At 67.5% G+C, this 14,299-nt stretch carries 10 protein-coding genes and 4 pseudogenes; 9 read left to right on the top strand and 5 right to left on the bottom strand.

Annotated elements, in window-relative coordinates; all coding sequences use genetic code 11:
* From BO39_RS27300 to BO39_RS31975, 3 genes and pseudogenes are all read left to right on the top strand, one after another.
* The coding region (locus tag BO39_RS27300) for a transposase (protein ID WP_043839732.1) at positions 1 to 301 on the top strand (301 nt) is incomplete at its 5' end.
* Positions 302 to 340: 39 nt separating this feature from the next.
* Positions 341 to 1,069 carry a phage terminase large subunit gene (gene terL, locus BO39_RS27305; RefSeq protein WP_052402913.1) on the top strand — a complete coding sequence of 243 codons (729 nt, stop codon included), beginning with the start codon at positions 341 to 343 and terminating at the stop codon, positions 1,067 to 1,069.
* Positions 1,070 to 1,204: 135 nt separating this feature from the next.
* Positions 1,205 to 2,264: pseudogene (locus BO39_RS31975) on the top strand (IS630 family transposase).
* 458 nt (positions 2,265 to 2,722) lie between these two features.
* Here BO39_RS31975 and BO39_RS27320 read toward each other — a convergent pair.
* From BO39_RS27320 to BO39_RS27340, 5 genes and pseudogenes are all read right to left on the bottom strand, one after another.
* The gene (locus tag BO39_RS27320; protein ID WP_043839734.1) at positions 2,723 to 4,255 is read right to left on the bottom strand and encodes a M81 family metallopeptidase; all 1,533 of its coding nucleotides are present in this window, start codon (positions 4,253 to 4,255) and stop codon (positions 2,723 to 2,725) included.
* 173 nt (positions 4,256 to 4,428) lie between these two features.
* The gene (locus tag BO39_RS27325) at positions 4,429 to 5,142 is read right to left on the bottom strand and encodes a recombinase family protein (RefSeq protein WP_084698600.1); all 714 of its coding nucleotides are present in this window, start codon (positions 5,140 to 5,142) and stop codon (positions 4,429 to 4,431) included.
* Positions 5,142 to 5,894, bottom strand: coding sequence for a DUF3489 domain-containing protein (locus BO39_RS33255; RefSeq protein ID WP_052402916.1), 753 nt, complete (start codon positions 5,892 to 5,894; stop codon positions 5,142 to 5,144). Before BO39_RS33255 ends, BO39_RS27325 begins: the two co-directional genes overlap by 1 nt.
* Positions 5,895 to 6,214: 320 nt before the next feature.
* Positions 6,215 to 6,541: pseudogene (locus BO39_RS34705) on the bottom strand (transposase); the annotation flags it as partial.
* A gap of 368 nt (positions 6,542 to 6,909) precedes the next feature.
* Positions 6,910 to 8,448, bottom strand: a complete 1,539-nt coding sequence (locus BO39_RS27340; protein WP_043839737.1) for a UxaA family hydrolase — start codon at positions 8,446 to 8,448, stop codon at positions 6,910 to 6,912.
* Positions 8,449 to 8,692: 244 nt separating this feature from the next.
* On the opposite strand from BO39_RS27340, the gene BO39_RS27345 reads away from it, so the two are divergent.
* The 6 genes and pseudogenes from BO39_RS27345 to BO39_RS27370 all read left to right on the top strand — a co-directional run.
* Positions 8,693 to 9,832, top strand: coding sequence for an ABC transporter substrate-binding protein (locus BO39_RS27345; RefSeq protein WP_211257589.1), 1,140 nt, complete (start codon positions 8,693 to 8,695; stop codon positions 9,830 to 9,832).
* 45 nt (positions 9,833 to 9,877) lie between these two features.
* Positions 9,878 to 10,756: a branched-chain amino acid ABC transporter permease gene (locus BO39_RS27350; RefSeq protein ID WP_043839738.1), complete on the top strand. Its 879-nt coding sequence runs from the start codon at positions 9,878 to 9,880 to the stop codon at positions 10,754 to 10,756.
* A complete protein-coding gene (locus BO39_RS27355; RefSeq protein ID WP_043839740.1) occupies positions 10,753 to 12,543 on the top strand; it encodes a branched-chain amino acid ABC transporter ATP-binding protein/permease in 1,791 nt (596 codons plus the stop codon). Before BO39_RS27350 ends, BO39_RS27355 begins: the two co-directional genes overlap by 4 nt.
* A complete protein-coding gene (locus BO39_RS27360; RefSeq protein WP_043839742.1) occupies positions 12,530 to 13,273 on the top strand; it encodes an ABC transporter ATP-binding protein in 744 nt (247 codons plus the stop codon). The genes BO39_RS27355 and BO39_RS27360 overlap by 14 nt, the downstream gene beginning before the upstream one ends.
* 331 nt (positions 13,274 to 13,604) lie before the next feature.
* Positions 13,605 to 13,913: pseudogene (locus BO39_RS30605) on the top strand (transposase); the annotation flags it as partial.
* A 66-nt stretch (positions 13,914 to 13,979) separates the two neighbouring features.
* A pseudogene (locus tag BO39_RS27370) lies at positions 13,980 to 14,299 on the top strand (IS630 family transposase); the annotation flags it as partial.

Consider the following 14,299-nt stretch of genomic DNA (forward strand, 5'->3'; position numbering starts at 1 on the left):
GTTCCTCGCGCCCGTCCTGTCCAAGGGCGACGTGGTGGTCCTCGACAACCTACCCGCCCACAAGGTCGCCGGTGTGTCCGAGGCGATCAGGGCCACCGGCGCCAGTCTCCTCTACCTGCCGCCCTACAGTCCGGACCTAAACCCCATTGAGCAAGCCTTTGCCAAGCTGAAGGCGCTGCTCCGCAAAGCCACGGCCCGCACCCGAGAGGCCCTCTGGACCACCATCGGCCACCTGCTCGAGACCTTCACCCCAACTGAATGCCGGAACTACCTCGTCAACTCAGGCTACGCGTTCGAGTAAGGTGGAAAAGCTCTAGCAGGCTCATCGCGCAGCCGGAGGGTGAGCCGAACTAGAGAAGATCCATGGCCGGCCGAGGCGAGCACAAGGAGCTGGTCGGCGCTCTACCAGCAGCGCCCCGTCCCAGACGCGGGCGACTACTTCCTCGCCGAGTGGCTGCACCCTGCCGACACCCTGCCGGACCGAGCCACGCTGCGGGTCTACGGCGGCTCGGACTACGCGGTCACCTCGGGTGGCGGAGACTGGACCGTGCACGTCGTGGTCGGCATGGATCCCAATGGCCGGCTTTGGCTGCTGGATCTCTGGCGCGGTCAGACCGCGGCGGACGCGTGGATCGAGGCCTTCTGCGACCTGGTGCGCCAGTGGCGGCCGATCGGCTGGGCGGAGGAGACGGGGCAGATCCGAGCGGGTGTGGGGCCCTTCCTGGAGCGCCGCATGCGGGAGCGGCAGGCCTATGTGGCCAGGCACGCCTTCCCTACCCGCGGCGACAAGGCCGTCAGAGCGCAGTCGATCCGCGGCCGCATGGCGCTGGATGGGCTGCACCTGCCCCGGGCGGCACCTTCGCGGCAGACCATCGAGGCGGAGCTGCTGACCTTCCCGGCCGGTCGCCACGACGACCAGGTCGACGCGCTCGGGCTGGTCGGACAGTTGCTCGACAGGATGGTCAAGGGCACTGCGCTGAAGCCTCGGCTGGATGAGCAAGAGGACCGCTACGCCAGGCTCTTCGCCAACAATGACAACGAGGGCGCCACGTCCTGGAAGACGGTGTGAGGGCAATCACCCCCTCAGACTAGCCACCACCCAACAGCGACCTTATACCAACTGCCTTGGCCACTGACTCGGATGTGATCCCGCCCGCGCGGCGGTTGTGATTCGCTCCTCTGACGGCTGGTTTGGGAGGCTGAGATGGCGTTGGCGATCACGCGGCAGGATCGTTCGGCGGCCGAGCTCCGGAAGTCAGCGGCGCGGAGCCGTGATGCGAATGCTGCACGCCGGATGCTGGCGATTGCGCTGGTGCTGGAAGGAGCCTCTCGCGAGGACGCGGCTGGGAGTTGCGGCATGGACCGTCAGACGCTGCGTGATTGGGTGCACCGCTACAACGATGAAGGGCTTGCCGGGCTGGTGAACCGCCGTGCTCCGGGCCCGGCGCCACGGCTCTCGAGCGAGCAGGAGGCGATGGTGGCCCGGTGGGTTGAGGAAGGGCCGGACCTGGAGCGGGATGGGGTCGTGCGCTGGCGCTGCCGCGACCTGCAGGAGCGGATCAGCAGCAAGTTCCGGGTGAGTTTGCACGAGCGCACGGTTGGCAAGCTGCTGACCAGGCTGCGCTTCCGTCGTCTTTCCGTGCGGCCACAGCACCCGCAGAGCGACCTCGCCGCGCAGGCGGCTTTTAAGGGGGCTTTCCTGATCGGGTGAAGGAAGCCGTCGGCGCGGTTGCACCTGGTACACCTCTTGAGGTCTGGTTCATGGACGAAGCCCGTGTGGGCCAGCAGGGCACGCTGACACGCATCTGGGCCAAGCGGGGCACGCGCCCGCGTGCCGTGCGCGACCATCGGTACAACTGGGCCTGGATCTTCGGTGCGGTCTGCCCCGAGCGCGCTGTCGGCGCCGCTGTCGTGCTGCCCGAGGTCAACGTGGAAGCGATGAACATCCACCTGGCCGAGATCAGCCGGGGCGTGAGCAAGGGCGCGCACGCCGTCCTCGTGCTCGACGGCCCGGCCGGCACACCTCACCCAGATTGAGCGTTCCCGAGAACATCAGCTTGCTGCCGCTGCCCCGCTACGCGCCCGAGTTGAACCCGGTTGAGAACGTCTGGGAGTTCCTGCGCCAGAACCTGCTCAGCCATCGTGCCTGGGACAGCTACGACGCCATCGTCGATGCTTGCTGCCACGCTTGGTCCACCCTGATGAACACGCCCGAGCAGATCGCCTCCATCACGCGCCGCTCCTGGGCACAGGTCAAAGTCTGAGGCGGTTGGTATTAGGCGCAGAGCCGCCGCCTTTACTCAAGACACGCGACGAGTGCTTCTGGTTTAGTCCCTGACTTTGTGCCTGCGGACGGCAATGTGGTGAAGGGGTCGAACCCGGCCGCCAGAGTTCAAAGCGGCAGCGGCCGCTTTCATCTGCTTGGGACCCGAAAGCAGCCATTCCGCTCTCGGCCAGGACCCGCCATGCTGAAGGCGACCCAACCCGATCCGTGGCGAGCGTCTAACAGTTCATGCTGGACGTTACGGGTGGCACGACAGCCCTGATCGGGAAGACTGACCAGCTACCAGGCGTTTCGCTAGTGGAGGGCGGCAAGGGGCTGCGGCGAGGGCGGTATGCCTCCTCGGGAGCGTTCGCTTCCTCGTCGTGCTGGATGAAATGTTCTTCTCGAACCCGGGCCCGGCCACCGGCCTGCGGCAGCGCACCGGTCCTCTACCGCCCGTCACTCGTCCCAGCGCGTCTCCAGATCCAGCGGGTAGACCGGCCGCTTCAGCCCGGAAAAGGGCGCGCGCGACAGCATTGGGCTCACCATCCCCGGCCCGTCCACCTCCAGGATGCGATCATCCGTCGCTAGTTGGTCGAACCCCGCGCGGAAATGCCCGCGCGACTTTACGACGATGCAGCGCATCGCCCCCAGGTCCACGCCCATCATCTCCGCCATGGCCGGCTCGTGCCACTGCCGCCGCAGCGACCCGACGACGACCAGCATCCCGCTCCCTTCCAGTTCCAGCAGCCCCGCCGGCCCCAGGTCGAAGGCCCGCCCCGCGTTTGTCCCGCGCCGCCCCACGCCGTGCCCGTCCGACACCCGCCGCACGACGGCCCGCGCCGCGAAAGTCTCCGCGAACGACGCGGGCACGCGGTTGAACACCGCCTCGATCCGCGCCCCCTCCCCCGCCGCATGCATCTCCGCCGCCAGCGCCGGATCGACAAAGACCCCGAGCACGACGCCTTTCGCCCCCGCCCCGTGCAGCGCCGCCAGAATGGCCGAGGTGTTCCCGCCCCCGCCGCCCCCGGGATTGTCCGCGACATCGGCCAGGATCATTCGCGGCCGGGACGCATCCTCTCCCGTTACCACCGCCTCCTTCACCGCCTCCTTGATAGAGACGAGATTCATCCGGAACCGCTCGCGCTCCTCCCAAAGTCCCCGTGCGATGGCCTCCGCCGCCGACCGCGCCTTCGCTCCCTGCCCCGGCCGCGCCGAGGCCCAGACGCAGAGCCCGCATTTCGGGATGTCGGAATAGACGAACCCGCCCGTCACCGAGATCTCCAACAGGTCCAGATCCGCCGCCCGGAGCCGCGCCGCTTCCCGCATCGCCCGCGCATAGGGCAGGTCCCCGCTCGTCAGCAGCGTCACGCTCGGCGCCACCATCGGCAGCCGGATGAAATGCGTCTCCGGCCGACCCATGCCCGCCAGTCGCGCGCGAATGGCATCTGCCGCATCCGCCGCCCGCTCGCGCATGTCCACATGCGCGTTGGTCCGGTAGGTGATCAGCAGGTCCGCCAGCTCCGCCTGCCGGTCGGACACGTTGCAGTGCAGGTCCAGCGTGCCCACGACTGGCACCTCCGTCCCCACCACCTCCCGCAGCATTGCCAGGACAGCCCCGTCCGTGTCCGCCTCCTCCACGGACCGGCTGGCACCATGCGAGCCGACATAGACGGCATCCACCGGTCCCGCAGCCTCCAGTCGCCGCCGCGCGATGGAGAGGAACTCCGGGAACAGCCCCGGCTCCATCATCCCGCCGGGTGGCGCCGCGATTACAATCAGCGGCACCGGCGCCCACTCCCCCGTCGCGTCCATGCGCCCGTAGAAGCCCGGAACCTCCGCGGGCAGCCCCGTCACCCCGGCCCGCCCGCCCTCGGTGATCGCTTCACCCTCAGCCCAGGAGAGCTGCTCGAAGTCCCGCCGGGTTGTCAGCGGCGCGAAGGCATTCACCTCCAGGTGAAGACCGAGGATGGCGACGCGCGGCTTGGACAAGTCAGGCCTCCATGATGAGCGCCCGGAGCCTCCACCTGTCCCGGCGGGCTGTCGAGCCTGAGCGAGCCTTTCCTCCCCAGCTAGCGCATCATCGGGCAGCATCATCCACCCAGGCATCGAACTCACTCGCCGTGTCCTCGAAGCGTCATGCCAATTGCGCCCTTTGACTGATCCTACCGGCAGCTACGACCGAGCCGTTCAATGACCCGCGCCACAGTCGTATGCGTCCAACCTGCTCCTCCCCGCGGCGTTGGCACGCCTCTGTCCGTCAGCGCCCGCGCCAAGCCCTGGTGCGTGGTAATCCCCATAGCCCGGAGCGCTTCCAGCTCCAGCGCGACCCGATGGGCAGTTCGGACAGCCTGCTCCGCCCGGCGCGTTGCTGCCGTAGCCGTACACGGCGGTATTGGCGGCCTCCAGCCCCAATCCGCGCCCAGCACTGCCCCACGTGCCCGCGCCGCCGCCAGTGCCACCCGCGTGCGCTCCGAGATGAGCTCCCGCTCCCTCTGCGCCATGGCCGCATAGACCCGCATCATCAGGTCGTCGGCGCTCGGCATGTCGGCGGCCCGGATGGAGATCCCCTCCTCCAGCAGCCCCGAGAGGGTGTGCGCCCGGCGAGTGATCCGATCGAGCCTTGCTGCGACGAGCACCGCCCCAAGTTGCCGGCACCGGGTGAGCGCCGCCTGGAACCCTGGTCTGCGATCGTCCTTGCCCGAGGCGATGTCCTGGTGCTCGGCAACCAGCGTCCAGCCCTCCCGCTCGACAAAGGCTCGGACGCTGGCCTGCTGCGCCTCCAATCCAAGGCCGAAGTGCCCCTGCTCGGCCGTGGACACCCGGTACACCGCCACCGCGTAACGAGCCTGGGTAGTGGGGCGGCGAGGCGCGACCATCAGCCCTGCACCCCGGCGGCGATGCGGTAGACGCTGTAGCTGCCCTTCGCTCCCTGAGCCCCTGCCCCGACCTGCCGCACGCGCTCCAGCACCTCGACTGTGTGGCCCCTCTTCTTCAGACCGGCCAGGAAGCCGCGGACGGTGTGCTGCGCCCAGCCGGTCGCCTCCATGACCTGGGCGATGGTGGCGCCCTCGGACTGGCGCAGGAGGGTGAGGACCGACGCCTGCTTCGTGCCCTCACGCGGACGACGCGGGGCGGAGGGGTCACAGCTAGAGCGGGTTGCCCCTGCACGGCTCAGGGCGGCGCGCAGGGCCTCGACCGCCCCCGGCAGGTCAGGCCTGCCCTCCCCCGCGTCCCAAGCCACCAGCAGGGCAGTTGCTGCGTCTCGCAGCGTGCTGCGAGGCTGTGGCTGGGCAGCGGGTGAAACGGGCAGCACCTGGGCCTCCGGCGCGGCCGCGCGGGTCTTGTCTCTCGCCCTGACCTCCTGCGCCACTTGAGCAGCCTCTCCGACCAACTCTGCCGTGCGCGGCTCACCGGCCGCCGTCAGCCCGGCTGTGGTGATCCGCAAGACCCTCGCTGGGTTGCCGCCTGGATTGGCGACCTCCTCCAGCAGCCCAGCTTTCAGCATGCTCTGGAACACCGCATTCCGGGCGGCAGTGGGCAGGTTCGGGGGGGCCTCGGCCAGCCCTGCCGGGTGCTGGGCGGCCGAGCTGAGGATCTGCGCCTGGGTGGGGGAGAGCGGCTTCGTCATCGTCAGGTCCCTGAATCGGACCCGATCAGCCGGGTCCTACGACCCGAAGCCCTGCCGAGAGCCGGCAGGGTAAGTGGGAGCAAGTTGCCTCGCTTCGTTACTCATTTGCTCCGCTCGCGAGCAAAGCCAAGCGAGATTTGGGTTAGAGGATGGGGGAGGAGCTGAGCGCTTGTCCGCTCATGGAATGGCTGAAGGAACCCAACCCCTCCGGACGCATTAATTGAGCCTCTCATTCGTAGGGCATGTTTCAAGGCCAGCAGTCACGGCCGCGTCACCAGCAATCAGTCATTATCGACGAGTACAACCGCGAGGAAGAGCCCCTTCTTGAGCAGGCTTGCGGCCGTCCGGTGCGCCTTGAGGCGGGTGGCATCGGTCATCAGGCGCTCGGGCCCGCCTGCGCGGCCCGCGAGCCCGGCAAAGATGCGGTTGAACACGCCGAGGCGGCTCAAGCGCACGTAGCGGCTGTACAGGGCTTTGTGAGGACCGTAGGCCGCCGGAGCGGCGCGCCCTTACAGCCGATTGCGAACCATGTGGATGATGCCACCGACCACCCGATGATCGTCGACGCGGGGCACCCCATGGGAGAGCGGGAAGAAGGGCGCGATCCGCCGGATCTCCGCCCTCGTCAGCCAGAACAGATCAGCCATGGCAGCACCTCCGGCCACCATGGAGTCAGCCATCCAGATCAGCAGCAAGCCCCAACTACCAGGGCCTGAGCCTAGAAGATCGCCGCCGAAGTATCCCCCTCCAAACGGGCGCACCTTGTCGCAGCCTACGAGCCACAGTGAAGAAGGGTTGCGACTTTACCCTGCGCCGTTGCCTTGTAGCGTGGTCACGCCTTCGGCGCGGGCTCCGACGCCTGGAACAGGGGATCGATGGGCACGGCACTGGTGAAGTACGCAGGCCGTCCCCTGCCAGAGGGTCGCGACACCACCCGCATGATGTTCATGACTTCTCTCCTTCCCGTGCCGTGCCGACATGCCTGTGTCTCACAGCTTCCTGCGAAGCCCGACGCTTAGGTCACCGCGCCGATATGCCACGGGACGAATTCGTTGTGCCCGTAGTCAAACTCCTCGCTAAACGTCCTCTCGCCCGAGGCGACCGCCACCACAATCTCGAAAATACGCTGACCCGCTTCCTCGATCGTCTCGCTTCCTGTGACGATGCCGCCGCAGTCGATGTCCATGTCCTCGTCCATGCGGACGGCCATGTCACTGTTGGTGGCAATCTTGATGCAAGGCGCGGGCTTGAAGCCGGAAACGGAGCCGCGGCCGGTGGTAAAGCAGATCACGTTGCAACCGCCGGCCACCTGCCCCGTAACGGCCGCCGGGTCATAGCCGGGCGTGTCCATGAACACGAACCCACTTCGATCGATGGGCTCCGCATACTCGAACACCGCCTCCATCGGCATCGACCCGCCCTTGGCGACCGCGCCGAGCGATTTTTCCAGAATGGTGGTCAGCCCGCCCGCCTTGTTACCATGCGAGGGATTATTGTTCAGCTCCGCCCCGTTACGGGCGGTATAGTCGCGCCACCAATCGATCCGCTCCAGCAGCTTGCGCGCCACCTCGGGTGTCGCGGCCCGCCGCGTGAGCAGGTGCTCGGCTCCGTAGATCTCGGGCGTCTCGCTCAGCACTGCCGTGCTGCCGTGGCGAACCAATAGGTCCGCCGCATGGCCCAGGGCAGGGTTGGCCGAGATGCCCGAATAGCCATCCGAGCCGCCGCATTGGAGGGCCAGCTTCAGCCCCGAAAGCGGCTGCGCGCTCCGCCGCGCCACGTCGGCCGCGGGCAGCATCTCGCGGATCGCCGCCGAGGCCGCCTCGATCGTCCGCCGCGTACCTCCTTCAGCCTGGATGGTCATGCTGCGCAGCAACGGTCCTTCCTCCAGCCCGTGCATCTCCAGCAAAGGAGCGATCTGATTTGTCTCGCAGCCCAGGCCCAGCATCAGGATGCCCGCGAAGTTCGGGTTGCGCGCATAGCCCGCCAGCGTTCGCGTGAGATAAAGATAGCCCTCCCCCCGCATAGCCAGGGCGCAGCCCCCTTCGTGTGTCAGCGCCACGATGCCGTCCACGTTCGGGTACTGCGCGAGTTCGCCGCTCCGGTTCATGCGGTCCGCCACCGCGCGCGCGACAGTGGCCGAGCAGTTCACCGAGGTGATCACCCCGATGTAGTTCCGCGTCCCCACCTGCCCGTCGCTCCGCAAGAAGCCTTGGAAACGACGCCGCTCTGCCTCCGGAAGGAGCGGCGTCGGCCGGGCATCGGCGCAGAACTCGTGAACGAGTGCGCCTTCGTGCATGGCCATGTTGTGGAGGTGCACATGCTCGCCAGCTGCGATGGCCTGCGTCGCGCGGCCGATCACCTGCCCATACTTGATCACCTCCTCACCCGGCGCGATCGCGGCGACGGCCACCTTGTGACCGTGCGGCACTTGGGTGCGCGCCGCCGTGCCCCTTATGCCCAAGGGCGCTCCGGCCTCCATGCTGCGCACGGCGACCGCGACGTTGTCTGAGGGGTTGAGGCAGATGACGGCGGGCTTAGCGGTCGCGACCAGCATGTTCGGGTTTCCGACTCAGTTCGGCGCGACCCAGAGCGCAAGGTGGGTGGCGCTTGTTGGTTTGTGCCAGAATGAAGCGAAGGCAGTCCCGGCGCCAGTGCCACGCTCTCTCTAGCCGCAGCGCAGCATGGCGCGCCCGTGAACGCCTGGGCACGGCGGCCACGGACTCGCTTGCGATCCACAAGGCGCTATGTTGAACTTCCGTCGATCACAGTCGGCAGAACTGTGGCAGGAGGATGGAACGTTGAACGCTTTCGTGATCAGCCGGCGCCGGCTTGCGCTCGGGTCCACGGCCCTGCTTGCCGCCCCGCACATCGCCCTCGCCGCGGATCCGATCCGGATCGGCTGCGTCTTTCCCTCAACGGGGCCCGCCGCGGAGGCCGGCAGCTTTCAGCTCAACGGCGCCCGCCTCGCGCTCGCTCAGGTGAACGAGAAGGGTGTCCTCGGCCGCCCGATGGAACTGGTCGTGGAGGACGACCAGACCACCAACCCCGGTGCCGTGCTCGCCTTTAGCCGCCTTTCCGCGCAGCGCGACATCGCGGCGTTCATCGGCTCGATCCGCAGCACGCAGGTGGACGCCATGGCGCCGGACGTGCTGAAGATCGGCAAGCCCATGATGATCGGCGGCACGTCGCCAACTCTGACCCGCATGGGCAATCCCTGGCTCTTCCGTTGCCGCCCCAACGACAGCTATTCCGGCAAGGTGATCGCCGAATACGGCGTGACCGACCTCAAGAAGCAGAAATGGGCCGTCGTCTATTCAACCGACGCCTTCGGCAGCAACGGCGCCAAGGCGCTTGAGGAAGCGCTCAAAGCTAAGGGCATCACGCCCGTGCTGATGCAGGGCTACACCAACCAGGCATCCGACTACACCGCCGTGGTGCTGGCCGTGCGGCAATCGGGCGCGGATATCCTCGGCAGCTACTTCACCTTCGAGAACGACCTCGGCATCTTCGCCCGGCAGGTGCGCCAGCTCGGCGTCCGCATTCCCTGGGTTGGCTCGCCTTCCATCACCAACACCACCGCGCTCAGTCTTGCAGGGCCGGCGCTGCACGGCACCTACGGCGTCGCCGATTTCGCTGTGGACGCCACACCCGCCAGCAAGGACTTCGCGCAGCGCTACGAGGCGGCCCACCGCAAAGCTGCCGACAACCAGTCCTCCTGGACCTTCGACGCCGTGAACCTGCTGGCCCTGGCCATCAACACCGCCGGCAGCACGGAGCCGGACAAGATCCGCACTGCCCTTCTCGGCATCCGCGGCTATGCGGGGGCGGAGGGGGAGTACAACTTCGACGCCAACGGGGACGGCCTTCGCGGCTATAACATCGTTAGGAACGACGCGGGCAAGATCGTCTTCATCCGCCGGATCGACATTCAGGAATGAACGGCGTGGAGGCGGCCCTCCCCTGCGCCGTGCGGGGAGGGAGTCATGCTTGAGCTCGTCCCGCAGCTTCTTTTCACCGGCCTCGGCATCGGCGCGATCTACGCGCTGGTGGCGCTCGGCTTCGTCCTGCTGATCCGCGCGGCCAATGTGGTGAACTTCGCCCAAGGCGAGTTCAGCATGCTCGGTGCCTACCTGATGGTGATCCTCTCGGGCGCGCTCGGCCTGCCCTATCTTCTCTCCGTGCCGCTGGCGATCGCCGCCATGGCCGCCTTCGGCGTGCTCTTCGCCGGTGCCACCTACTGGCCGCTGCGCCACCGAGGCCAGTTGCCGGTGATCATCAGCACCATCGGCGCCAGCATCTTCCTGTCCAACATCGTGCTCGCGACCTACGGGCCCAGCCCCGAGGTCCTGCCGGCGCTCTTCGACAGCCCGGGCCTGGAGCTGGGCGGGGTCTTCATGGACAGCCAATACATCGCCATCATCGTGATCACGGCCCTGTTGGTGTTGCTGCAGTTCCTCATCTTCGAGAGGACGCTGCTCGGCAAGAAGCTGCAGGCGACCAGCCAGGACAAGGAGATGGCAAGCCTGCTCGGCATCCCCGTGGCCGTTATGGTGCTGATCACCTTCAGCTATAGCGCGGCGCTGGGCGGCATTGCGGGGGTGCTCGTGGCGCCCATCCTCTTCGTGTCGGTGGGCATGGGTGCGCTGATCTCGCTGAAGGCCTTTGCCGCGAACATCATCGGCGGCTTCGGCAACATTCCCGGCGCCATCCTGGGTGGGCTCGCGCTCGGCGTAGTGGAAACCTTCGGGGCCGCCTTCATCTCCGTGCCTTACAAGGATGCGATCGCCTTCGCCCTTCTTCTCCTGTTCCTGCTGGTCCGGCCCCAGGGGCTGTTCGGCGAAAAAATCTCGGAGAAGGCATGAGCACGACGGCCCAGGCCAGCGCCGTCGCGCCCGCGGCACCGGCAGCCGATACCTGGCGTGGCCTGCCCGGCCTCGCGCTCGCCGTCGCGGCGGTGGTGGCCGCCTCCACCTTCGCTCCCACCTCGGGCTACATCCTCAACATCGTGATGCAGGCGGCGACCTACGCGATCGGGGTCGCGGGGCTCGTCGTGGTGCTCGGTTACTGCGGGCAGATCTCTCTTGCCCAGGCCGCCTTTTTCGGCCTTGGCGCCTACGGGGTCGGCTTGGGCACGGCGGACTTCCACCTCCCCTTCTTCGTGTCTCTCCTGCTCGGCATCGCAGTCGCCACCAGCTTCGGGGTCGCGCTCGGCCTCGCCAGCCTTCGCCTAGGCGGCCATTACCTCGCGATGGTGACGATCAGCTTCCAGCAGATCGTCACCCTCGTGCTGACCAACTGGATCAGCCTCACCCACGGGCCGGACGGTGTGAAGTCCATCCCGCGCCCCTCCCTGCCCGGACTTGAGCTCGATCGTGGCGATCGCTACCTCGCCCTCTGCCTCGTCACGCTCATGGCCGTCACCTGGTATGCCTGGCGCTTGAAGACGAGCCGGCTCGGCCGCGCCATGCAGGCGGTTCGCGACAACGAGATCGCCGCCAGCACCTGCGGCATCGACGTCTTCCGCACCAAGGTCCTCGCCTTCGCCATCAGCGCCCTGCTCGGGGGCCTCGGCGGCGGCCTCTTCGCGGGCGCCTTCTCCTATATCAGCCCCGACCAGTTCGCCTTCGGCGAAAGCATTGTGCTGCTCACCATGGCGCTTCTCGGCGGCGTACAGTCGCCCTTCGGCGCGCTGCTCGGCACCACGCTGCTGGTGCTACTGCCGGAGTGGCTGCGTTTCCTCCGGAACATCTATCTCGCCGTTTATGGCGCGGCCGTCATCCTCATTATGGTCTTCCTGCCCGACGGGCTCTGGGGCTTCGTCGCGAACCGGCTCCGCCGCGCGACGCCGATCGAAGGCGCGGTGCCGCCGCTTCCGCTGCTCAGCCAGACCGGCGCCACCTCCTCGGAGGCCGCGCTCGTCATTACCGGGCTGGCCAAGCACTTCGGAGGGCTCAAGGCGCTGGACGGCGTGGATCTGACGGTGCGCCGTGGCGCCGTGCACGCGCTGATCGGGCCGAACGGATCCGGCAAGACCACCTTCATCAACGTCGCGACCGGCCTGTACCGTCCCACCGCCGGCACGATCCAACTCGCCGGGCAGGATCTCACGGCAGCGCCCGCCCATGAACGCACGCGGCGGGGCCTCGCGCGCACCTTCCAGAACATCCGCGTGTTCCGCGGCATGACCGTGCTGGAAAACGTGATGATCGGCGCGGAACGCCCGGGCAACGATATCGCGGAACAACCAGTTCTCGTTGTGTCCCGCGCCCTGGCTGCGCTCGACTTCGTGGGCCTGCGGGCCGACGCAAACCGCCTGGTCGGGACACTTTCCTACGGCCACCAGCGCTACGTGGAGATCGCGCGCGCCCTGGCGGGCAACCCCCATGTGCTGCTGCTGGACGAGCCGGCGGCGGGCCTCAACATGACGGAGAAGCACGAGCTCGGCCTGCTGTTGCGGCGGCTGAAGGGCCACGGCCTCACCATTCTCATTGTGGACCACGACATGAACCTCGTGGAGCAGGTGGCGGACCACATCACGGTCCTGAACTTCGGCCGCCGCATCGCGGACGGCACCCCGCGCGAGGTGCTGACCAATCCGGACGTGATCGCCGCCTATCTAGGGGAGCCGCGCGAGAATGCCGTTGCTTGAACTGTCGGGCCTGCGCGCCCGGTACGGTGCGGCGGATGTGCTCAAGGGCCTGGACCTCACGGTCGGCGAGGGCGAGATCGTGGCGCTGCTGGGCAGCAACGGCGCGGGAAAGAGCACCACGCTCCGTTCCATCAGCGGCCTCGTGCCGAACCTGGCGGGTTCCCTCACCTTTGCCGGGCAGTCCCTCATCGGCCTCAAGCCCGAAGCTATCGTGCGGCTCGGCATCGCGCATGTCCCGGAAGGCCGCCGCGTCTTTCCGGGTCTGACAGTGCGAGAGAACATCCTCCTCGGTGGCAGCAACCGCCGGGGCGTTCCGCGCCGGCAGCTCGAGGCGGATGCCGACGGCATGTTCGATTTCTTCCCCGACCTTCGCCGCCTGGAGCACGCGCTGGGGTGGACGCTTTCTGGCGGGCAGCTCCAGATGGTGGCCGTAGCGCGCGGCATGATGGCGAAGCCGCGCATGCTCCTGCTCGACGAGCCCAGCCTCGGCCTCGCCCCACTCATCGTGCAGCAGGTCTTCCGGATCATCGCCTCAATTCGAAGTCTCGGTACGACCGTTCTGCTGGTCGAGCAGAACGCGCATATGGCACTGTCCGTCGCGGATCGGGGCTATGTCCTCGAGACCGGCTCTCTCCTGGTCAGCGGCAACCCCACCGATCTCTGGAGTAATCCGGAAGTCAGGGCCGCTTATCTCGGCGGCCTCGCCAGCGCGGCATCGGCTCCGACCTAGACCAGAGGTCTGTCTGAGGCGGGCCCGTGGCGCTTGCCATCCCTTCTGGCGTGACCACCATTCTCCGGCCTAGCCGCCGACGTAGGGCCAAGGGCACCTGTACCGTGAGGAATGTCGATTGGACGGCGCGCTGGTCACCGTCACACGCTCTACAAGCAGCCGGACAATCCGCGCCTACTCCGCCGGGAGCAACCCATCCCAGGGATCTTGCAGCAGTGATGGGTGAGGAGAAGGTGACCATGTTCGAGATGAACAAGCACCTCGCTCAGACCCCGTTTGAGAATGCGCGATCGGCGATGGTTTGGGCTCTGGCCCGGCCCAAATGGGCGGGATGTGGACCAAGGAGCACCGAGCGCGACAGGCGGCGTTTGAGCGTCGGCGGCGCTATCCGACTGATCTGACGGACGAGGAATGGGCTGCGGTGCAGCCGCTGCTGCTGCCTCTGGAAGGGCGCGGCAGGCCGCCGAGCGCGGACATGCGGGAAATGCTGAACGCAATCCGCTACCTGGCCCGCGCGGGCTGCGGCTGGCGGATGCTGCCGGTGCATTTCGGACGCTGGCAGACGGTGTACTGGTGGTTCCGGCGCTTCGCCCGGCGGCTGCTGTTCCGGACCATCCACGACATTGCCCTAAAGCTAGAGCACTTCAGGCTTGCACGGACTCGCGGGTTCTGATTCGACGCTGTTGATGAAGCAGCGAGGCAGGTGATGACGGCACCCCTGTCGCAGGACCTGCGCAAGCGCCTGGTTCGGGCTGTTGAGGAGGGCGCCTCGGCACGGGAGGCAGCAGCCCGGTTCGCCGTCAGTGCCTCGGCGGCGATCAAGCTGGTGCGGCGGGTGCGCCAGACCGGCAGCACGGCACCGGCCAAGATCGGCGGGTACCGCAAGCCGTTGCTGGCAGGTCAGGAGGCGTTCCTGCGGGAGCTGACGGCCAGCCGAAAGGGGATCACCCTGGCCGAGATCCGGGCGGCCCTGATCGAGCGCGGCGTGGCACCGGTGTCGCTGATGACCATCTGGTCCATGCTGAA

The sequence above is a fragment of the Roseomonas aerilata DSM 19363 genome (assembly GCF_000711725.1).
Taxonomy (GTDB): domain Bacteria; phylum Pseudomonadota; class Alphaproteobacteria; order Acetobacterales; family Acetobacteraceae; genus Roseomonas; species Roseomonas aerilata.

Excerpts from the sequence above, each read along its gene's own strand:
- BO39_RS27340 (WP_043839737.1), bottom strand. The coding sequence starts at position 8,448 with ATGCTGGTCGCGACCGCTAAGCCCGCCGTCATCTGCCTCAACCCCTCA.
- BO39_RS27325 (WP_084698600.1), bottom strand. The coding sequence starts at position 5,142 with ATGGTCGCGCCTCGCCGCCCCACTACCCAGGCTCGTTACGCGGTGGCG.
- BO39_RS27355 (WP_043839740.1), top strand. The coding sequence starts at position 10,753 with ATGAGCACGACGGCCCAGGCCAGCGCCGTCGCGCCCGCGGCACCGGCA.
- BO39_RS27350 (WP_043839738.1), top strand. The coding sequence starts at position 9,878 with ATGCTTGAGCTCGTCCCGCAGCTTCTTTTCACCGGCCTCGGCATCGGC.
- BO39_RS33255 (WP_052402916.1), bottom strand. The coding sequence starts at position 5,894 with ATGACGAAGCCGCTCTCCCCCACCCAGGCGCAGATCCTCAGCTCGGCC.
- BO39_RS27360 (WP_043839742.1), top strand. The coding sequence starts at position 12,530 with ATGCCGTTGCTTGAACTGTCGGGCCTGCGCGCCCGGTACGGTGCGGCG.